Origin of the sequence: Streptomyces sp. GMY02, from assembly GCF_019056675.1 — a bacterium.
GTDB classification, from domain to species: domain Bacteria; phylum Actinomycetota; class Actinomycetes; order Streptomycetales; family Streptomycetaceae; genus Streptomyces; species Streptomyces odonnellii.
The window spans coordinates 7493666-7513754 of the sequence record NZ_CP077658.1; the positions used below are offsets into that span (position 1 = coordinate 7493666).

Annotated in this window: 9 protein-coding genes; 7 read left to right on the top strand and 2 right to left on the bottom strand. The window is 69.4% G+C overall.

Annotated elements, in window-relative coordinates:
* The first annotated feature begins 63 nt into the window (after nt 1-63).
* From KQY30_RS31980 to KQY30_RS32000, 6 genes are all read left to right on the top strand, one after another.
* Nucleotides 64-2769: a lantibiotic dehydratase gene (locus KQY30_RS31980; RefSeq protein WP_254407411.1), complete on the top strand. Its 2706-nt coding sequence runs from the start codon at nt 64-66 to the stop codon at nt 2767-2769.
* Nucleotides 2715-3221 (top strand): lantibiotic dehydratase C-terminal domain-containing protein, encoded by a 507-nt coding sequence (locus tag KQY30_RS36835; RefSeq protein WP_254407412.1) that lies wholly within the window; start codon nt 2715-2717, stop codon nt 3219-3221. The genes KQY30_RS31980 and KQY30_RS36835 overlap by 55 nt, the downstream gene beginning before the upstream one ends.
* Nucleotides 3218-4537, top strand: a complete 1320-nt coding sequence (locus KQY30_RS31985) for a lanthionine synthetase C family protein (protein ID WP_217310023.1) — start codon at nt 3218-3220, stop codon at nt 4535-4537. Before KQY30_RS36835 ends, KQY30_RS31985 begins: the two co-directional genes overlap by 4 nt.
* 224 nt (nt 4538-4761) lie before the next feature.
* A complete protein-coding gene (locus KQY30_RS31990) occupies nt 4762-5646 on the top strand; it encodes an IS982 family transposase (protein ID WP_217311429.1) in 885 nt (294 codons plus the stop codon).
* 722 nt (nt 5647-6368) lie between these two features.
* On the top strand, nt 6369-8603 hold the full coding sequence (locus tag KQY30_RS31995; protein ID WP_254407413.1) for a hypothetical protein: 2235 nt from the start codon (nt 6369-6371) through the stop codon (nt 8601-8603).
* 228 nt (nt 8604-8831) lie between these two features.
* A complete protein-coding gene (locus tag KQY30_RS32000; RefSeq protein ID WP_217310025.1) occupies nt 8832-14981 on the top strand; it encodes a hypothetical protein in 6150 nt (2049 codons plus the stop codon).
* A gap of 375 nt (nt 14982-15356) precedes the next feature.
* On the opposite strand, the gene KQY30_RS32005 is transcribed toward KQY30_RS32000, so the two are convergent.
* Nucleotides 15357-15773: a hypothetical protein gene (locus KQY30_RS32005; RefSeq protein ID WP_217310026.1), complete on the bottom strand. Its 417-nt coding sequence runs from the start codon at nt 15771-15773 to the stop codon at nt 15357-15359.
* 475 nt (nt 15774-16248) lie between these two features.
* On the opposite strand from KQY30_RS32005, the gene KQY30_RS32010 reads away from it, so the two are divergent.
* Nucleotides 16249-16761 (top strand): hypothetical protein, encoded by a 513-nt coding sequence (locus tag KQY30_RS32010; protein WP_217310027.1) that lies wholly within the window; start codon nt 16249-16251, stop codon nt 16759-16761.
* Nucleotides 16762-16882: 121 nt separating this feature from the next.
* Here KQY30_RS32010 and KQY30_RS32015 read toward each other — a convergent pair whose 3' ends face one another.
* The gene (locus tag KQY30_RS32015) at nt 16883-20005 is read right to left on the bottom strand and encodes a ThuA domain-containing protein (protein ID WP_217310028.1); all 3123 of its coding nucleotides are present in this window, start codon (nt 20003-20005) and stop codon (nt 16883-16885) included.
* Nucleotides 20006-20089: the final 84 nt, after the last annotated feature.

Consider the following 20089-nt stretch of genomic DNA (forward strand, 5'->3'; position numbering starts at 1 on the left):
CGGGCTCTGTCGCCCGCCCCACGCGGTTCGTGCCCGGCCTGGAACCGAGGGGAGGCGGAATACGTGCGGGACGACGACCACTACACGCACTACACGCCGCAGGACTGCTTGTTCCTGCGTATTTCAGCGCTGCCCCGCACGGGACCGACCGGCCGCCTGCTCGGCGACTCCGCCGAGCAGGTACGCGAAGCCGCCTCCCATCCGCTGTTCCGCGAGGCCCTTCACGTAGCCAGCGGCAGCCTCGCCGACTCCCTCGACCGGCTCGACTCGGGCGCGCACCCAGGAGCCAAGCGGCTGCGCCGTACGGCACTGGCCCTCTCCCGCTACGCGCTGCGGGCCGAGACCAGGCCCACGCCGTTCGGCCTCTTCGCCGGTGTGGCACCGGGGCGGGCGGCGGACACCACGAAGGTGAGCCTGGCCGGTCCCGGGCGGAAGGCCGTACGGCTGGACGCCGCCTGGCTGACGCGACGCGTCACGGAATGGCTCGCGCTGCCCGAGGTGAGGCGCGGCATCGACGTCGTGCTCAGCGATCTCTGCCGCATCCGCGGCGACCGGCTCGTCGTTCCTGGGAACGGCAGCGAGGCATCCGTCCGCAACACGGCCCTGGTGAGCTGGGTATGCGACCGGACGACACGGCCCGTCCCCTACGCCAGGCTGCTGGACCAGGCCGTCGACGTCTTCCCTCGATTCGGCTCCGACCAGGTGGACGCCGCGCTGTTCCAACTCGTGCGGCACGGCTTCCTGCTGACGTCCATCACCGTGCAGGACCTGGACGATGCGCTGTTCGATCGCATCGCGGCGGCTGTCTCCCGCGTGCCCGGGGCGGCGGAGGAACTCCGGTCCGTTCGCGCGGCGCTGGACGACTACGCCGCGACACCACCGGGCGAGGGCCACGCGGCGTGGCGCAGGCTCATGCGGCTGGCCGATCCCGAGGGTACCGCTGCCCGCCCACCCGTCCACGTGGATCTGCGCATGGATGCCGACGTCCAGATGTCGCGGGCGGTGACTGAGGAGGCCGCCCGGTATGCCTCAGCCATGTGGGAGCTGTCCGCCGACTGGCTGACGCACGCCCACATGCGGACGTACCGTGACCGGTTCGTGGAAGCGTACGGCACCACCGGAGTGGTTCCCCTGGGCCGCCTCGTCGATCAGCACCGGGGCATCGGCTTCCCGCCCGGCTACGGAGAACGCGGCGACGCCCAGTCCCCGGGGCAGCGCGAAGGGGAGCCGCTGCCCAAGGCACGTCGCCTCCTCACACATGACCTGGTGCAGGAGGCGCTGCTGAGCGGTGACGACGAGGTCCGGCTCACCTCCGACCTCATCGACCGGCTGGCCGCCGGTGGTCAGGCGACGGGTGCGACCGTCAGCCCTCCCAGGTCGCTGGAGCTGTGCTTCCAGTTGCTGGCCGAGAGCGGCGAGGCCATCGATCGCGGCGACTTCCGGCTCGTCTCCCCGGCGTACCCGGGTTCCTGGGTGGCCGGGGCGACCTTCGGCAGATTCGCCGAACTCACCGGAATGCAAACCGAGTTGCGGTCACTCCTCACGGGGCTCGGTGACACCGCGACGGTACCGGCCCAAGTGCTCTACCGCCCACGCACGGAGCGCGCGCTCAATATGGCGCAGGTCCCGCGCCTGCTGCCGTACCAGATTCCGGTGGGCGTCTACGCCGACCGAAACGCGCCCGGCGTCCTGGACTGGCGTCAACTCCTTGTGACACCGGACGCGTCAGGGCTGCGGTTGCTCCTGCCGGACGACGGACGCGAGGTGATTCCCGTCGTACCGCACATGGTGGCCCTCGAACGGGAGGCTCCGCCCGTGGCCCGTCTGCTGGTGGACCTCGTCTTCGGCAGGGCCAGGACATGGACGGGGTGGAACTGGTGCGGGCTGGAGGCACTGCCGTACCTCCCCCGGGTGACGTACGGCCGCGTCACGATCTTCCCCCGACGCTGGGTGCCCGACCGGCATCTGCGCGACGCGGCGGACGGCAGGCCGGGAGAAGGCACGTCCGGATGGGACGAGGCGGTCGCGGCGTGGCGCGTGCGCTACCGCGTGGCGGACGAGGTCAACCTCGCCCGGTGGGACCGTACGTACCGCGTTGACCTCACGGATCCCTGGCACCGGGAGGTGTTCCGCCACGAGGTCCGGCAAGGCGACTCCCTGGCGATCATGGAGGATCTGACGGACGGCGGTCGCGCACTGGGCTGGTCCGGCGGACACAGCGGCGAAGTCGTCATCCCCCTTGCCCGGACCACTGCGCCGGGACCCGACCCGCGGCCGGCCGACGGCGGCGTACGACGGAACGATCAACGGCAGACCACACGTCTGTCGCGCACCCCGGTGCCGGCGCGTCGGCCCACGGACCACAGCATTCAGCACCTGCCGGGTGAGGAGTGGCTCTACGCCAAGTTCTACGCGGTGGAGGACACGCACGACGATTTCCTGCACACCTGCCTGCCTGCTCTCGTCCGCGCGGTCGGGGATGAAGTGCGCAGTTGGCACTTCATCCGCTACCGCGATCCGGACCCCCATATCCGACTCCGCCTGCACGGCGCGGCCGAAGCCCTGCGCACGACGGTCCTGCCCCAACTCGCCGCTCTGAGCCGGGGCTGGCAGGACGCCGGGCTGATCAGAACCACGACCCTGGACACCTACCGGCCCGAGACCGACCGCTACGGCGGGCCGGACGCCCTCCCCACGCGGAGCGGATGTTCTGCGTGGACAGCCGGTCGGCACTGGCGCAGCTCGGGATGCGGGCGCGGGGCCGGCTGACCCTGTCCGCCCCGGTGCTGGCGGCCGTCAACCACGCGCTGCTGCTGGAGTCGCTCGGCGACTGGGACTGGTCGGCGTGGATCAGCCGCGTCGTACCCAAAGGCCCTGCCCATTCCGACTACCGGCGATATCAGGAGCAGGCCAGGTCGCTGATCGTCCCGGGGCGTACCGCCGAGAGCGCGGCCCCGGTACTCGGCGCTCCCCTCGCCGGCCTGTGGACCAACACGCCCGAGACCAGGAAGTACGGTGCGCTGCTGCTGTCCGAAGCGGGAGCAACGCCCGGTACCGGTGAGCACGCCGAGACCGTCCTGTCGCTGCTGCACATGCAGCACAACCGTCTTCTCGGCATCGACAGGGCCGGGGAGGACATCGGATACGCCGTGCTGCGCGGCGTCGCCCGTGACCACCAGGGCCGCCTGGCGCACGCCCGGGACGAGGAGGAGGCCGAATGACCGCGCCCCGGCACGCGGGCGAGGCACGAGACGTCGCCGCACAGGTCTTCGACCGGCTCGCCGACCCCGATGCCACCGCTGTGGATGCCCTCAATCCGGGCCTTTCGTCACCGTTCATCGTGCGGGAGCTCCTGTGGTCGGACCTGTCCCTTTCCAGCGGCTACCCGGGAGTGTCGTTGGCCTACACCGGGCGCGGTCGCCCCGGCGCCGAGGACGCGGCGCGAGCGCATGCCCACCTCGTCCGCGCAATGCGGGCGATGGCCGCCACCGCCCATGCCCCGGCCGGCATCTACACGGGCCCGGGCGCCGTCGCCGTCGCCGTCCTCGTCGCCCACCGCGCCACCGGCGGCTACCGCTCGGCTCTGGAGCGGCTCGACGACCATCAGCGCCGCCTGGTCCGCCGCGCGCTTCCCGCAGTACGTGACACCCCGGCGACCACCAACGGGGAGTTCGAGCTGGTTCGCGGTATGAGCGGTGTCGGCCGCTATCTGCTGGCCCGCCGTGAACAGTGCGATGAGGAACTGGGCCTCGTCCTCACCTACCTGACACGCATGGCACACGGCGAGATCACCCACCGGAGCCGACAGGTGCCCCGCTGGTGGACATGGGCGGCGCCCAGGCTGGGGCAGGAGGTCGAGATGCCCGACGGCCATCTCAACCTCGGGCTCTCCCACGGTGTGGCGGGGCCACTGGCCTTGCTGTCGCTGGCGTGGCAGCAGGGCGCGGTCGTGGACGGGCAGCGCGAAGCAGTCGAGCAACTGGTCGGACTCCTGCGGACACGGGCTTTCGAAAGCGAGGACGGCAGCGGACCGGTCTGGCCGAATCACGTGACCCTTGAAGGCTGGGCGGCCGGACCTCAGGGGCCACTGCCTCGCCGACGCCCGTCCTGGTGCTACGGCGCCCCGGGGATCTCCCGTGCGATACAGCTCGCGGGGCAGGCGTTCGACCGGGCCGAGTGGCTCCGGCTGGCTCACCACTCCCTGCTGCCGCTCCTGGCCACGGATCCGGAGACATGGAGCATCGACAACCCCAACCTGTGCCACGGGTGGAGCGGTCTGATGCACCTGCTGGCCGTCCTGAACGAGTCCATCGGCGACAAACGCCTGGCCGACCTCGTCGACGACATGGCGGCCCGCACCCTCGCCCAGTTCCGCCCCGAGTCCCGGTTCGGGTTCCAAGCCGCCCTCACGGACGTCCCGCAGCCGAGCGACACCCCGGCGTTCCTGGAAGGCGCCGCCGGGACGGCTCTCGCCCTCGACGCCTACGCGGACGGCCGCACCACGACCGACTGGGACATGGCGCTGCTCTTGGCCTAGGGGGTGTCTTGTCGATCAGGCCGGATCGGTGAGCGGGGTCCGGTGCGTGCGATCGCAAGGCGGAGGAAGGAGCCCACGCGGAGCGTAGGCGACCGACGACAACGCCGCGAGCGTGCGTGCCGGACCCCGCGAGCCCGGCAAGATCGGCGAGACACCCTCTAGATGAATGAGTCCGATGTTTGTGCTGGCCGCGACTATGGCGAAGGGCGCCCGCTGGCTTGGGTGTGAAGACCAGCCTGGACGCCCTTCTGGCGGCACTGTACGTGTTCATCGACGACCATGTGGCCCCTTGTCGCCGGATCGGGCGACCTCCGAAACTGACGGACGCCGAACTGCTGTGCCTGGCGGTCGCCCAGGTCCTGCTGGGTTTTCCCTCGGCCCGGCACTGGATCCGCTTCGCCCATGCCCGTCTGGGACACCTCTTCCGCTACCTGCCCCAGCAGTCGGCCTACAACAAACGGCTCAACGCCGCCGGCCCGCTCATCAGCCAGGTCATCGAGGCCCTGGCCAGGCAGGTGCCCACCTGGCACGACGACCTGCGGCTGATCGACTCCACACCACTGCCCTGCGCGGCCTCCCGCGAGACCGTCAGACGCTCCGAACTGGCCGGGCAGGCCGGCTACGGCTACTGCCGCTCCCATTCCCGCTTCTTCTGGGGATTCCGGCTCTACCTGCTGACCACCGCCGAAGGCATGCCGGTGTCCTGGTGCCTGGCCAACCCGAAACCCGGGGAACGGCAGGTGATGACCGCGCTGCTGGAACGCGACCACCACCTCGTCCGCAGCGGTCAGGTGATCCTCGCGGACAAGGGCTTCGCCGGGCGGGAGTTCGAGACGTTCCTCACCGAACGCCTCGGCGTCCATCTGGTACGGCCCGACCGGAAGGACGAGCCCGCCCGGCACGGCCGCCTCGCCCGGGCCCGCCAGTGGATCGAGGCCGTCTTCGACACCCTCAAAGGCCAGCTCAGCCTGGAACAGCACGGCGGCAGAACCCCGGCCGGAGTCTTCGCCCGCACCGGCCAACGACTCCTCGCCCTCGCCACAGCCATCTGGCACAACTGGACCACCGGCGCCAAGACCAAACGATCACTCATCGCCTATGACCACTGAGAACATCGGACTCATTCATCTAGGGGGAGCCATGACGGGCCAGAGTTCCGGTGCCTACCTATGCAGGGTCGTGACGCTCATTTGACGCTCTGGGCGCCCGGCGGCTCTCATCCGGGCCCCGAAAGCAGCTCTGACCTGCTACTTTTCTGCCTGCGTCCAGGCCGACATCTTTCCGATGACGCACCATGTGGAGTGTGTCGCCATCCTTGAACCCGCCGCGAAGAGCTCCTGACCTGCGATTTTACGCATGCGCATTATGTGTGGTGCGGGCGTTACGGGCGATATCTTGACGCTGAAATGACGCTCATTTGACGCTCGTTCGGATGGGGTGTCAGGCGCCTTGTCGACAGGTCGGATCCTGTCAAAAGTGGCGAGCATCGATGGGGCACCGGGGGTAGGGGGTGATCGCGCCTCCGTGCGTTGGTGCGACGCGCGCGGCATATGTACGTTCACGTCGTCAACGTGGTCTCGTATGCGTCATCTGGCACTGCGGTAATATGCTCCGTTTGTTCGGTTTGGGTGAATTTTTCCGTGACGGAAAACGCTGAGGCGTCCGCGGTGTGCCCAGGCAAAGTGATGAATGTGCCGCAGAGATGCCAGGAGTGGGCATAGTCTGCGGGATCACCGCAGACGAGCCGGGGCGAGTTCGTGGTGGGGGCGGAGGTGCCATGGGTGGGGACCCGTACGAGTCGGCTACAGACAGTGAGTCCGGGGGAACGGAGGTGCCCGATCCGTATGGGGAACGGGCGCTGCTGACGCCCGCCATGACGGCAGGGCACGACGCGGTGCCCGAGCAGGAGCGGGAGCGGCTGCGAAGTTACCTTCAGGCTGTCGTGGCGGCCCGTCGGGCACCTGTGCACACCGCGGTCGCCTTCAACGCCGCGTATTTCGGGTACGACCTCGGCGGGGAGGGGTACGGCGCGAGCCCCTTGCGCCCCGAGGACTTTCCTGTGATCACCCTCGGTGAGTGCGCTCCGGTGCTGCCGGTCGGCGCGATGGTGTGCGTGACCTCAGGATCGGATCCGCTCTTCGCGGAGATCGTTTACCGGGAGGGCGCTCACCCGGAGGCGAGCGTGCACGGTGACGTGCCGGCGTGGGTGTCGGGGGCTCCCGCGGGGGCCGAAGGGCCGGGCGAACCGGGGGAGGGGGCCGCGCCGCGACGCAGGGAACTGCTTGTGCCCGACCTCGATGCCTTCGGACCTGCCCTGCGTCTTTCGCCGACCCAGCTCCATCGCCTGCGTACCCGTCAGCGGTGGATCAACGCGGACGGACATCTGGTGGTCGACGTCTGCTACCCCTCCCAGGAGGCCGCCCGGCGCGACGAACTGTCCGCGTACGCTGACCATTTGCTGAGCACCGCCCGGGACCAGCTACTCAGCCCTTTCGTCCCCGTCTCCCTCGCCGAACTGGTCGGCGGGACGCGTGATGAGGATCTGCGGGCGGGGCTGGCCGGCATCTTCGACACGATCCGGGGTGCCCTGGACTCCAGCGAACTGCTGCGTACATGGGGCCAGTACGCCATGACCAAGACCTCCCTGGCCGAGTGCTGGCGGGACACCGGCCCGCTGGGCGGCGACGACCTCAGATCCCTGGCGGCGGCGGTGGAGCACGCGGCCGTGCCGGTGAAACGACGTTACATGCACACTTCCGCGCACCCCGTATACATCGCCGTAGGCCCGAGGCTGCGCGCCTTCCCCGGAGCGGCGGATCTGCTCACCGGAACCGGATACGTTGCCGCGGTGTGCCGGGCGAACATGGCGCTCGCCGATGTCGTCCAACGGGACAGCGAACAGGGCCTGTTTGTGAGCGGATCGCTGATCACCCTCGACGACGCCTTCGAAAGCGGAGGCGTCTGGCGGTCCCACCACCCCGGCGCACCGGAGCCCTCGGGGGACCCCCTCATACCGGCCGGGCGCGGTTGGGCCTCGACCCTCCCCCCGGAGGCGGAGCCCGAGCCCTGCGTGGACCTGGAGCCGGTCGATCTGCCGCTCGCCGACGACACCTCTCTCGGCTCCGGTGAACTTCTGCGCAGCGACGGCACCGACGTCGTCTGGCGGGCGCCCCTGCGGCTGACCCACCTCATCGACGGCTGGTTCCCCCTGCCCCCGGAGGCCGTACGCGACCTCTGCCGGTCCCACGACCGGTACCCGACTCTGCGCCTGGAACTGCGCCACCCGGGGCAGACGGTGGATGAGAAGGAGGCGGAACAGGTTGTCACCGTGGAGCTCGGCCACGAGGCGCTACGGCTGACCGGGATCCTCTGGCCGCTCGACTTTTTCCCCGGACTGATGATCGAGGTCCACCACAGTCTCGGTGGCGCTACGATCCGCATGACCACCACGCTCCTCCGCGAGCGGGTACTGATCGGCGATCGCGAGACCGGCCACTGCTACGACCCGCGCGTGCTCACTCGCGAAGACGTCCCGGGCAGCGACCGCCACGGAGACAGTGCCGCCGGACTCGGCCCACGACAGTTGGTCATGCGCACCGTGCGGCGCTGTGGCCTGCTCACCCTCGACGGGCACGCCCTCATGGACCGTGCGGCACTGCCGACCGCCGCCTACGGGCACCGTCCGGCCCGCGCACAGGCCGCCTCCCTGGAGTCGGCGGTCATGGAACTGTTCGCGGAGCGGGTGCTGGAACCAGCACTCGGTAGCCGGGACGCCATGGGGCGCCCCCACCACCCGGTGCGCGATGGACAGCCGGTCATCGCACTGATCGGCTACCGACCGCTGGAACGACGAGTGATACGTCCCTGGGGCGGTACGGACGAGGGCGGTGCGCTGCTCGGCGTCCAGTTCGTTCCCGGTCATCTGCGCCGCCTGCGCCCGGGGTGCTTTCCCAGCGAGGTCCAGCGTGCGGCCTTCCGCGACTACTGCCGCCGTCTCGGCAAGGCGGACGGCTGGGAACTACCCTACGGCTACACATTCGTCACCGAGCACACGCGTGGACACTGAGAGGTCCGCGCGTGTGCTCCGTCGATCCCGGAGGTCCACACCGATTGTGCGACCTCGGTCGATCGCCCGAGCGCCATCCCCCTCCCGCACCGCCGGGCTGGCCCCGAGTCCGCCTCCGTAGACACCACACCTGCCAGGGCGGGCCTGCATCTGTCAGGCCGGATCCTCGTCAGTCAGGCCCAGCCCGCACACCGTTCAGAAGCACGAGGAAACGGAGTACCCGCCCGTATGCGAGACCGCTACCACGTCGTCACGGGGCCACCGCTGTCCCCGCAAGGCGTCCCCGCCGAGGAACTCGAAGGTCTGGCAGAGGCGCTCAGGGCCTTGACATCGCCAGCTGTCGCCGCTGTGCACGAACTCCCCGTCAGCGCGGTGGAGCTGGCGTTCAACTCTCTCTTACCCAAGGGCCGTCAGCATCTGCTGGACAGCCTGGGCATCCGCATCGCGGCACCACGGCGGGCAAGCAAGTCCCTGTGCCGGGATGTGCTCGGCAGGCTTCAGCGTGACGCGCGGCAGCATGCGTGCACCTGCGCGGTCAAGACGCTCACGCATACCGTGATGAACCAAGTCGGCCAGCATGCCTGCGCCCCCTCGGGGGACGCGGCGTCCGACCCGGTGTCCCGGTGGGGAGAGCCACTGGTCAGGGCCACGGTCTTCGTATGGTGCAACGCCTCGGTCGGCGACGCCCACATTTTGGCCTGGGCCGCGGACCAGGACTGGTTCGCCGGGAACGCGGGCGAGGAGGAGAAGGCACGCTTCGACAGGGTCGGCGAGCTGGCCAGGGAGATCGCGGCCGCCTACCCCACCTTCCAGCCCGGCATGCCCGGAGAGCGGAGAACCACGCCCGAGGACAGCGCGCACCGAGGGATGCCGCCGACGGCTGCGGACATCGTCGCCGCCGAGGCACCAGGGGCAGGTGAGGGGGCGGGGCCGGAGCCGGACGAGATTTGCCGAGAGCTGGAGTCGGCCCTTGTCCTCGCCCGGCAGGCCGCTGAGAAGGTGATTGTCGCGGTCGCGGACGGAAGTCCGCCACAGGGCGAGGACCTGCTGCGGCTGACCGCGCTGAACGCCCTGTTCGACCGTGCGGAGGCGGCGTTCGGCGCGGCCGGGATCAAAGGGGTGTCCCGCCGTCTGGAGGACATGGTCCGCGCCGCGGACTCGCACCGGGCGGCAAGTGAACACGACGTACTGGCGCGGGAGGCCCTGCGGGCACTGCTGGATGTCGTATGCCGCCCCGGCAGCGCCGCAGCCTCGGCCACCGAGGCCGCGCGGGAAGCGGCGCGGAGCCTGCTGAGGGAGCAGATGTGGGGGGAGGAACAGCGCGAGGAGAGCGCGGCTCTCCTGGCGCTGGCGCGGATCGTCCGACTGGGGCGTCAGGCGGACGCGGCGGCGGAGATCCTCACTCTTCAGGAACAGGTCGTACGGATACTGCCTGCCTGTGCGATGGCCGCCGTTATGGTCACTGATCTGTCGTTCCCGCAGCTCGAGGCGCCCCTCCGCACGTCGGCCGGGGCTGAAGCGAAGGCGGAGGCCGACGAGGGACAGGGCGGCGCGACGGACGAGGAACCTGCGGAGGGACCGCCTCCCGCATCGGCGGATCCGGCCCCGGTGGATGACGCCGCCGCTTACCCCCGCAAAGCCACGTCCGACTCCGCCTCCGAGAAGCGGACCGCCCCGCCCGCGAAGACGGTTCCCGAACCCTTCGGCCTCGCCGCCCAGCCGCCCACGGCATCCACGGACAGCACCCCGGCGACCACGCTCGAAACCGTCCCCGGGCCCATGCCCACCAGCGCGATCGCGAGTTCGAGCGCGCCCACCGTGGCGTCCGCGGACGTGGCCGCTGACTCGCCCGGCGAACGCGTGTCCTCCCCTGGGACCGTCCACGCCCAGGAGCCGTCCCGGCATGACGGCGGCCCTTCTGCGGACGGAGATCCGGATGAGGAGAGCGCCGAGGAGGCCGTCGCCGAGCGGGTCCTCGCCCGCTTGATCGTTGAGCGGCGCTTCGGGCTCGCGCATCAAATGGCGCGCGCCGTGGGTCGTCCCGAGCCGCAGGCGGCGGCGCTCCAGCTGGCCGGCGCCGCCGGGCTGCTCAGTTCCGGCGACAGCCGCGGCGCGCGGCTCACCACCGACCTTCTGGAGAGATACGGAGGTTACGCGGGCCGCGACACTGAGGGCAGCGAACTCCTCCTGCTCCCGGCCCTATTGCGGACAGCGCTGATCACCGGAGACCATCTGGCGGGGGCTCAGCTGAAGGCGCTGGTGCCCCGTCTGCCCGACCAGCTCGGCGGCGCGGCGACCGCGGTCGCCGACCGTGCGCTCAGCGGTGCCCTGATCGCGTCGCCGCTGGTCGTCATCGCCGATGATGCCGAACGCGACGCAAGCCTTGCGGAGTTGCGCAACCACTGCAACACGCTGCTGGCGCCGCAGCGGCTGCGGTTCGCGCGGGCGACGGAGATCGCCAAGCGATGGCTGGCACCCGAGGGCGGGCTGCTCGGCTCGCTTCTGACGGCCGTCGCGCTGGACGACCGGGCCGCGATCCAGCATGTGCGGGAGCAGGCGGAACGCCTGTCGAAACTGACCGAGGTCAACAGCGAGATCGACCGGATGGACCGTAAGTATCGCTCGTCGAGCGGCAAACCCCTTCAGGGGTCCGGACGGCAGGACCTGGTGCACCTCGTGGACCGCGCCGTCGGTCCGGCCAAGGAGTGGTGCCTGGTGGTGGACGGCACCCGCCGGGGCGACCGGTCCGACCGCAACCGCGCGGTGAAGGAAATCTCCTCTCTTCGGCAGTCACTCCTGGACGGCAAGGACGGCGTGCTGGGGGAACTGAAGCAGCTCGCCGGCCACTCGGCAGGTCTCGCTTCCGCGAAGGCGTGGGCGGCCCGTGCCTCGATGAAAGAGCTGTACGCTCTGCTGACCGGGGACAACGCGACCATGCGGACAGGCGGACCGATCCCTCCTGAAGTCGTGCTGGACGCGGAACTGCTCAAGGTGTGCGACTCGGTGGAAGAGCGGCCGTCGTCGGCCGTACTGCTCGCCGCGGTCGACCGGAGCTGGCCGGAAGCCGTCGCCGAGCGACTGGACCACGATGCCTTCACCGCGGTCCGTACCATCGTGGAACTGGCCGAACGCGGGGTGCTGCCCGCCGCCCGGGCCGGGGAGTTCCTGCCGCCCTCGCTCACCGAGGTCGAGGAGCGGGAGAGCGTCCGGCGTGTGGAACTGCGTGGGGAACACGACGAACTCGTAGCCGAACTGCACCGTGCGCAGGCGGACGGCGCTGTGACCGACGATCAGGATCTGCGCCTCCAAGAGCTGCTCGCGGATGCCGGGGAGCGGCTCGACAAGACCGAGACGCACGACCTGGTCGCCGTACGGCGCGGCCTCGACACAGTACGCAGCAGCCTCCCCGACTTTCGGCGAGAGGCGGCCGACCGAATCCGGGCCCGGCTCGACGTGCTGGACAGCACCGCTGACCAGCGGGCGCAGGTGCTGCGAAGCCTGGAGACCAACGACCTGGCCACCGCCGCCGACCTTGTCTACTTCCTGGAGATCGGCGAGGACGTCCCCGAGATCGAGAACGGCGAGTCCCATCTGGCGGAGTTCTTCCCAGCGGTGCCCGACGGACTGCGCGGCGGCATCGACCGCGACCTGGTCAGCCTGGTGCGGTCCTGCGGCACGCATCCCGCCGTTCCCGTGCTGGACTACAGTGCGCTGTCCACCGACGAGGCGGCGCTTGCGGCCGACGCCCTCGACGAGTGGCGGCTCATGGGCACCACCGAGCCGAAGGACAGGCTGCACGTGGCGCACACACGGCGGGTGCCGCCGCTCCTCAAGCTGCTCGGCTACGACGCCAAGAGTGCACGGCAGCTCGACGAGCGGTCCCAGCACCGGCGCGAGTACAGGCTTGTCGAGGCGACCGATGTAGTGATCAACGGCAGGGCCAAGGCGCCGGCGTTCGGCTCGCAGATCCGCGAACACGGCGGGAACCTGCGGGTGATGATGGTGTGGGGTCGGCCGCCCGCCAAGGTCGTAATGAGCTGGGCCGAGCGCGACACCAGTGGAACAAGCCTGGTCGTGCTCTATTTTGGCACCCTCAGCCGGGAGGCGCGCATCGAGCTCGCTGTGGGCTCGGGGCGGCTGTCCCAGCCGCTGCTGGTCGTGGACGACGCCGCACTTGCCTACCTCGCGGCCCATGGCAACCGCCAGGTGAGCATCGCGACCCAGACCCTCTTGCCGTTCTCCGGCGTCAACCCGTACATCAGGGAGAAGCGAGGTCGGATCGGCGGCGAGATGTTCTACGGCCGGGACGCCGAACGCAAGAGCATCCTTGACCCGCGCGGCACCCAGGTCATCTTCGGCGGCCGGGGCCTCGGCAAGTCGGCGCTGCTCGCCGACGCCGGGGACAAGTTCATGGAGCAGTACCCCGATTACCATCTGTCGGTGTACGTGAACCTCGACCAGGAGAACATCGGCAAGGGCAGCTCGCTCGGGCCGGAGACGCTGTGGAGCGTCCTGGACCGCAAACTCACCGAGGCGCAGGTGCTGGGCCCTCCTCAGGGCCGTAAGCCCGTGAAGGACATCTCCGAACGGGTGCGCGCGGGGATCCAGGCATGGACCGACGGTGACTCACGTCGGCGGCTGCTGATCCTGCTCGACGAATGCGACCAGTTCTTCGAGGCGGACGCTCCCCGGTTCAACCAGACCAAGAAGCTCAAGGGCCTGGGGGACGACACCAAGGACAGGGCCAAGGTCGTCTTCGCCGGCCTGCACTCCGTGCAGCGGTTTTCCAAGATGGCGAGCAACGGACCGTTCGGCCATCTCGCTCAGACCCCCAAGGTGATCGGTCCGCTCGCTCCGCAGTTCGCCGCCGAGCTGCTGGTCGAACCGATGCGGGCCCTCGGCTTCGAGTTCCTCGACCTGGACCTGGTCAACCGGGTCCTCGGATACTGCTCCTACCAGCCGTTCCTGCTTCAGATGTTCGGGCACCGGCTGGTGGAGGTGATGCACCGGAAGCGGGCACGACGTGGGCCCAACGGACCGGCTGGGCCGTTGTACAAGGTGGAACTGGCGGACATCGAGGTAGTGGAGTCGGACACCGGGCTGCGGGACAGCATCTCGGCCGCCTTCAAGGACACGCTGAGCCTCGACCACCGCTACGACGTGATCGCCAACGTGCTGGCCTATCACGCCCGGCACCGCGGCCTGGAGGTGCGGCTGAGCGACACCGAACTGCGTGAGGAGTGCGAGACGTACTGGCGCAAGGGCTTCGAACAGCTCGATACCGAGGGTTTCCGCGCCTACCTCTCCGAGATGGTCGGCCTAGGCATCCTCGCCCCCAACCACGACGGTCTCGGCTGGCACTTGCGGGGTCCCAGCGCCCTGCGGATGATCGGCAGCTCCCACGAGGTGGAGGCCCGACTGCTCAGGGCCGAACAGGACTGTGAACTCCAGGAGAGCATCGTGCTGGAGGGCCGTCCCGAGCTGCCGGACGGTCGGCCTGCCCCGCTCACCATCACTCAGCTCGACGATCTGCTCGGGGAGCGGTCCAACCAGGCGCGGGTCGTCCTGGGCAGCGCCGCGACGGGTGTCACCGACGTCGGCGACACCCTGCGCAGGGTCGCAGGACGCATTGCCGACTGGCAGCTGCCGGCCGTCGGCAACGGGCGCGTGTACCGGCAGGAACTCACGGGCGGAGCGCCGCGCGAACGAAGGGTTGTCATCAGCGACTTCGCCAACTATCCGGCCCGTCCAGAGGCGTGCCGGGAGGCCGTCGACCAAGCCGAGACGCTGCTTCCGGGCACGCCGGGCGTGACTCGAGCGGTCGTCCTCGTCACCGATGTCGACCAACTTGACCTGTGGCGAACGCTGTTGACGGGCGCTGAGCACACCCCTGCGGCCCCGGTCGTGCTGCGCCGCCACGATCGCCGCAGTCTGCGGGGCTGGGCGCAGCGCGTCGAGATGTTCCACACCGAGGACCGTTTGGACCGACTCCACGAACTGACCGGAGGCTGGCCGCTCCTGGTTGACCGGGCGCACCGGCTGCACGGCGAACGGGGCGACGCCGACGAGGTGTTCCGCCAGCTCGCCGACATCCGCATGGACCGGGCGGACGCCCGCGCCTTCGCCGAGGCGACCGGGGTCTACGCGAACCCCGTGCTCGCCGCCGGTTATCAGACGCTCGCCGCCGAGTTCAAGGAGGACCGGTTCGACCTGGTGAGCGCGGTGACCGCTGTGGCACTCGCGGTGGCGGGGCTGGAGGACGAGGAGGAGGCCCGATGGATCGTCTCCTGCCTCGACGCCCTTCAGGTCTTCGACCGGGAGGACGGACACCTTCGACTGGAACCGCTCCTGCGGGAGTGCGTGACGCTCCACACGTGAGGCCGTGACCGCGGCCGAGCCGCGTCACCCGGCCCGAGGACGGAGGAGGAGCAGAGCAACAGAGGAGCAGGGCCCGGAGGGGCAAGGCAGAGGCCGGAGCGGGCGGGGCCGGGGCCGGAGAGGCACGATCCCGCCGCAGCCCATGAAATTTCGCCCATGCGGGATGTCGGGTCCGAAGGACCGGCACGGTGCGTATGCACCAGCTCGTAGAGCGGCGTGCGTTTAGCTATCCTGGGGTGCCTTAACGGAGGTTGGTGGACACGAATACGGACAACCCCGAACGTCAGGTGAGACTGAGCTTCCTGGGCTGAGCGAGACCGTCCCGGGGTGGCCGCGCCGCGCCACCCGCTACGAGACGACCGCGACCGTCCGGGACTACGTCCTGGCGATCTCTTGCCGGAGCTGATGGGTGAAGCGGCGAAGCAGATCCAGTGTCTCCGTGTGCTCGGCCCTGCGGTCGTCTCTGCCCTCGCTGGGCCGGGAGCTCCAGACCCGGCGCGCGAGAGCGTTGGCGAGATCGACGGTGTCGTCGGCGCACAGCAGGTAGAGGGCCGACCGGGCTTCCTGCATCCGGCCCGCCAGCTCGTTGCCGCCGGCGCCGTCGTCGCTCAGTTGTGTTTCGCGAAGGTAGTCGATGCGCTGAGTCACGGCCGTGTTGAAGGCGACCCCGGCTTTCAGCTTCTGTTCGCGCAGCCACATGCGGTCCTGTCGGCGCGCGGTGAACCACGAGCCGAACACGATCCCTATGAGGCCGATACCGGCACCGATGGCTACAGACAGGATGTTCTCCAACGCTCAGCTCCCCCCGATACCAGGCCGACAGCAGGCTACTGAAGCCATGTGATCCGAACGAGACGTTCAAGGCGAGAACAAGACTGCTCCGGGTCATGGGCGGCCGGTTCAGGACGCCGAGTACTCATTGAGGCGCGAGTACTCACTGAGGCGGCAGTTGGCCGGTGCAGGTGGCGCGGCCGTACTGGCCGGTGGCGGTGGCGCTTTGGACGTGTTGGCCGGGGGGAACGGTGTTTTTCGTGGGGTGGGGTGTCCGGGCTGCTGAGGACGGTGTAAGAGGACGAGCGCGGTGCATATGACCAGGACCGCGGCGGCGCTCACCAGGCCGATGCGGCCGGTGCGCCGGCCGGCCGGTTCCCGGTGGGCGGGCTCCCCGCCCCCGGTGTTCGGGCGTGCGTCGCTGCCTGGCCGCAGATCAAGAACCTGGACGACTTCACTCCGATCAAGATCAAGATCGAATGGTAGGGATCGCACGGTGAATTCCGAACTCCGGCGGGTGGTGGAGGAGTTGCGCGCCGCCATGGCCACCCGGCATGAGTGGCGCATGCTGAACTCGCTGCCCGCCGGGGCCCGGCCCGAGACGATCGGGTCCGGGCCGCCGGCTGCCATCCGTGAGTTCCTCGCGGCAACCGACGGCGCGACGTGCGGAGATGTCACGCTTTTCGGCACCGCGACGGTCGACAGCATGCAGTTCTACGCGGACCCGGTCGACGGGGCCCCGGTGGTACTCGGCCGTGAGGAATGGTTCTGTCCGGGAGTCATTTCCGACGAGCCGTTCTTCGTCAACCGGTCGAACGGCTCGGTCTGGTATTTCCCCGACACCGGGGTCGAATGGTGGATGTCGTCCGTCTTCGAGAAAGCCGCGGACGACTTCACCACCTTCTTCCTGGAATGGGTGTCAGGACCCGGATATCTCCGCCTGACCGGCTCCGAACCGGAGGAGCAATGGCCCGAACTGCTCGAACGGGTCGGCCGACTGCGGGAATGAAGAAACGAGAGAGGCACCCGTCCGGGCACATCCGGCCGGGCGCCTCTCATCGCTGAGCGTTGCGCTGCGCGCCCGCAGTGAATGGCGGGCGCGCAGCGCGCTTTCCTCGTGCCGTTTCGGGCTAGGGGCTGGTGAATTCGATCGCGTCCACGTCGAACGAGTTGTTCTGCGGGGACGTGAAGACCAGGTACAGCCGGTGCGTGCCCGGGAGGGGCTTGACCGGGGTGGGTGGGGTGGGGCGGTAGGTGTCCCAGCCGCCCGTGTTGGGGACCGGGGTGGTGGCGAGGAGTTCGCCGTCCGGGGCATCCGCGCGGAGTTCGATCGCGCCGACGCCGTACGGGGACGACAGTGTGTAGCCGACCTCGCCGATGCCCTCGACGCTCATCGGGTCAAAGGCGATCCAGTCGCCGTTGCTGATGTCGCCGATGCGCTGCCCGTTCTCGGCGCCGGACTGTGAGACCACCCGGGTGCCCGACTGCGCGTCGTAGTACTCGGCCTGCTTGTGGCGGGGTTGCAGTACGGCGCGGCCGTAGCCGGTGAGGGCGGAGGTTCCCGGGGCCCCCTGGTCCGTGTACTTGGCGTTGAGTACGTAGGTGAGGTCCGCGCCTTCGGGGTGGCCGCCCAGGTCACCGGTGTCGACGGTGCCTTCGCAGCCCGGGATGTCGGTGGTCGGGTGCTCGTGGTCGTCGTGTCCGAGGGCCGGGTTGACGGTGACCCGGGAGCAGTCGACCGGCCCGTCCTCCGGGTCGGTGACCGTGACCTTGTAGGGGATGTGGTCCCCGAACGAGATGAGCTTGCCGTTGACCGGGAAGTCGATGGTCACCTTCGGCGCGGTGTTGCCCGCGGTCACCGGGATGTTGGCGTAACCCGACCTGCCGGTGGAGTCGGTGACCTTGAGCTGGGCGGTGAAGTCCCCCGCGGTGGTGTACGTGTGAGTGGGGGCCGCCTCGTCCGAGTCGTACGTACCGTCGCCGTCAAAGTCCCACGCGTAGGTCAGCGCGTCGCCGTCCGGGTCCGTGCTGCCCTCGCTGGAGAAGGCGACTTCGAGCGGCAGCGGCCCGTTCGTGGCGGAGGCCGTGGCCTTGGCGACCGGGATGCGCTGCCCCTGGGCGTAGTCGACGCGGTACAGGCCCGAGTCGTTGTTGCCGCCGCCGAACGAGCTGCCCCATTCGAGGACGTACAGCGAGCCGTCGGGGCCGAACGTCATGTCCATCGGCTTGTTGAACGTCACCGACGACAGAAAGTCGTTGATCTTGAGGAGTTTCTCGTCGCTGTCGAACCGGATCTCCTTCACGTAGTTGCGTGCCCACTCGTAGAAGAAGCTCGCTCCCTCGAAGTACGCGGGGAACTTCGTCGTGGAGGGGTTCGCCGGGTCGTAGTGGTAGACCGGGCCGCTCATCGGGGCGGAACCGCCGGAGCCCATCTCGGGGAACTCCTCGGAGACGCCGTAGCCGTACCACAGCTCCGGCTGCGTCAGGTCCGGCAGATCGGTGAGCCCGGTGTTGTTGGGTGAGGGGTTCGTCGGGTTCGCGCAGTCGAACTTGGCGCCGACCGCCCCGGTGTCCGGGTTGTACGGGGCGTACGCCTGGTTGTTGCCGTGGCAGAACGGCCAGCCGAAGTTGCCCGGCTTCTTGATGACGTTGTACTCGACGAGGCCCTCGGGCCCCCTGTCGGTGGCGGGGGCGCCGCGGTCGGGGCCGTAGTCGGACACATGGACGTACCCGGTCTTCGGGTCGACGGTGAAGCGGAACGGATTGCGGAAGCCCATCGCGTAGATCTCCGGGCGGGTCTTCTTGGTGCCCGGCTTGAAGAGGTTGCCCTTGGGGATGGTGTAGCCGCCGCTGCGCGTGGGCTTGATGCGCAGGATCTTGCCGCGCAGGTCGTTGGTGTTGCCCGCGGTACGCGCGGCGTCGAGCATCTGCTTGCCCGGACGCCAGTCGATCGGCGCGTACCCCTGCCAGTCGGGGTCGAGGTTGGGCGGTACGTCGTCGCCGACACCGAGATAGAGGGTGCCGTCCGGGCCGAACTCGACCGCGCCGCCGGTGTGTCCGGGCTCGGGGAAGGTGCGGTCCCGGTACGCCGGAACGTCGAGGAGCTTCTTCTCGCCGGCCGGGTCGAGTGTGTTGCCCTTGATGGTGAAGCGGGAGAGACGGTTGATGTCCTGCGTGGCTCCGGCAGGGGAGTGGTACAGGTAGATCCAGCCGTTTCTGCCGAAGTCCGGGTCCAGCTCCATGCCGATCAGGCCGTCCTCGCCGCCGGTGTACACGTCGAGCGTGCCCGCGGTGACGGTGGAGTGGGCCTCGGGGTCGAAGATCTTCACTTCGCCGCTGCGCTGGATGTAGACGACCCGGCCGTCCTCGGCGACATCGAGTTCCATGGGGTCGGCGGTGTTGTCGTCGAGGGTGACCTTCTCGTAGCCGCTCCAGACGGTGCCGCCGCAGTCGCCCGCCTCGTTGCCCGCGGCCCACTTCAGTCCGCCGATGACATGGTCACGGAAGAAGTCCTCGCTGTACGCCGGGGTGTCGTGCCCCATCGCGGTGGCCCAGACCTTGCCGCCCTGGGTGTTGCGGCACCAGGAGATGGGATGGTCGGCGCCCATCGCGGAGCCGCCCGGGTCGTATGTCGTCTCGTCCGCGGTGACCAGGACATGCACGTCGCCACGGGGGTTGCGGTCGAAGTTGTACCACTCCTCCGGGCGCTCCCAGCGCTCGGGCAGGCTCTTGGTGGAGGGGTGGACACGGTCGGCGACCTTGGCCGTTCCCTGGAGCACACCGGGTGAGTGGGCGGGCATGTGCACGCCGCCGTTGATGGTCTCGTCCCACCACGGGAACTGTTCCTCGACGCCCATGTCGAGTGTGTTGTGGATGGCGACGACGCCCTTCCCGCCGCGTACGTAGTTCTCCATCGCGTCGCGCTGTGCGTCGGTGTCCCAGACCATGCCGGAGTTCTGCAGCATGACGACGGCGTCAAAGTCCTTCAGCTTCTCGTCGTCGAAGACGGCGGGGTCGGCGGTCTGGACGATCTCGAAGTTGTTCTCGGCCGCCTCTTCCTCGAACATCTTGATGCCCGCGGGGATGGAACCGTGGACATAACCCACGGCGCGGGTGAAGAGCAGGGCTCGGAAGGCGGGTTCGGCGCTGTCGGCGGCGGTGGCGGCGCCGGCGGGAATCGCGGCAAGCCCGAGCAGTAACGCGCTCGCCGAGGCGACGACCGCCCTTCGTATGCCGCGAGCATGACGGCTCATGACCGGTCCTCTCTGGAGGGGGTTCGGTGTGCGGGTGCGGTACTGATCAAGGGGGCGTACTGATCGAGCGGGTGCGGCAGGGAT

Bases quoted from the DNA above. Each gene is read 5' to 3' on its own strand.
- KQY30_RS32000 (WP_217310025.1), top strand. From the start codon at position 8,832: ATGCGAGACCGCTACCACGTCGTCACGGGGCCACCGCTGTCCCCGCAA.
- KQY30_RS31985 (WP_217310023.1), top strand. From the start codon at position 3,218: ATGACCGCGCCCCGGCACGCGGGCGAGGCACGAGACGTCGCCGCACAG.
- KQY30_RS32015 (WP_217310028.1), bottom strand. From the start codon at position 20,005: ATGAGCCGTCATGCTCGCGGCATACGAAGGGCGGTCGTCGCCTCGGCG.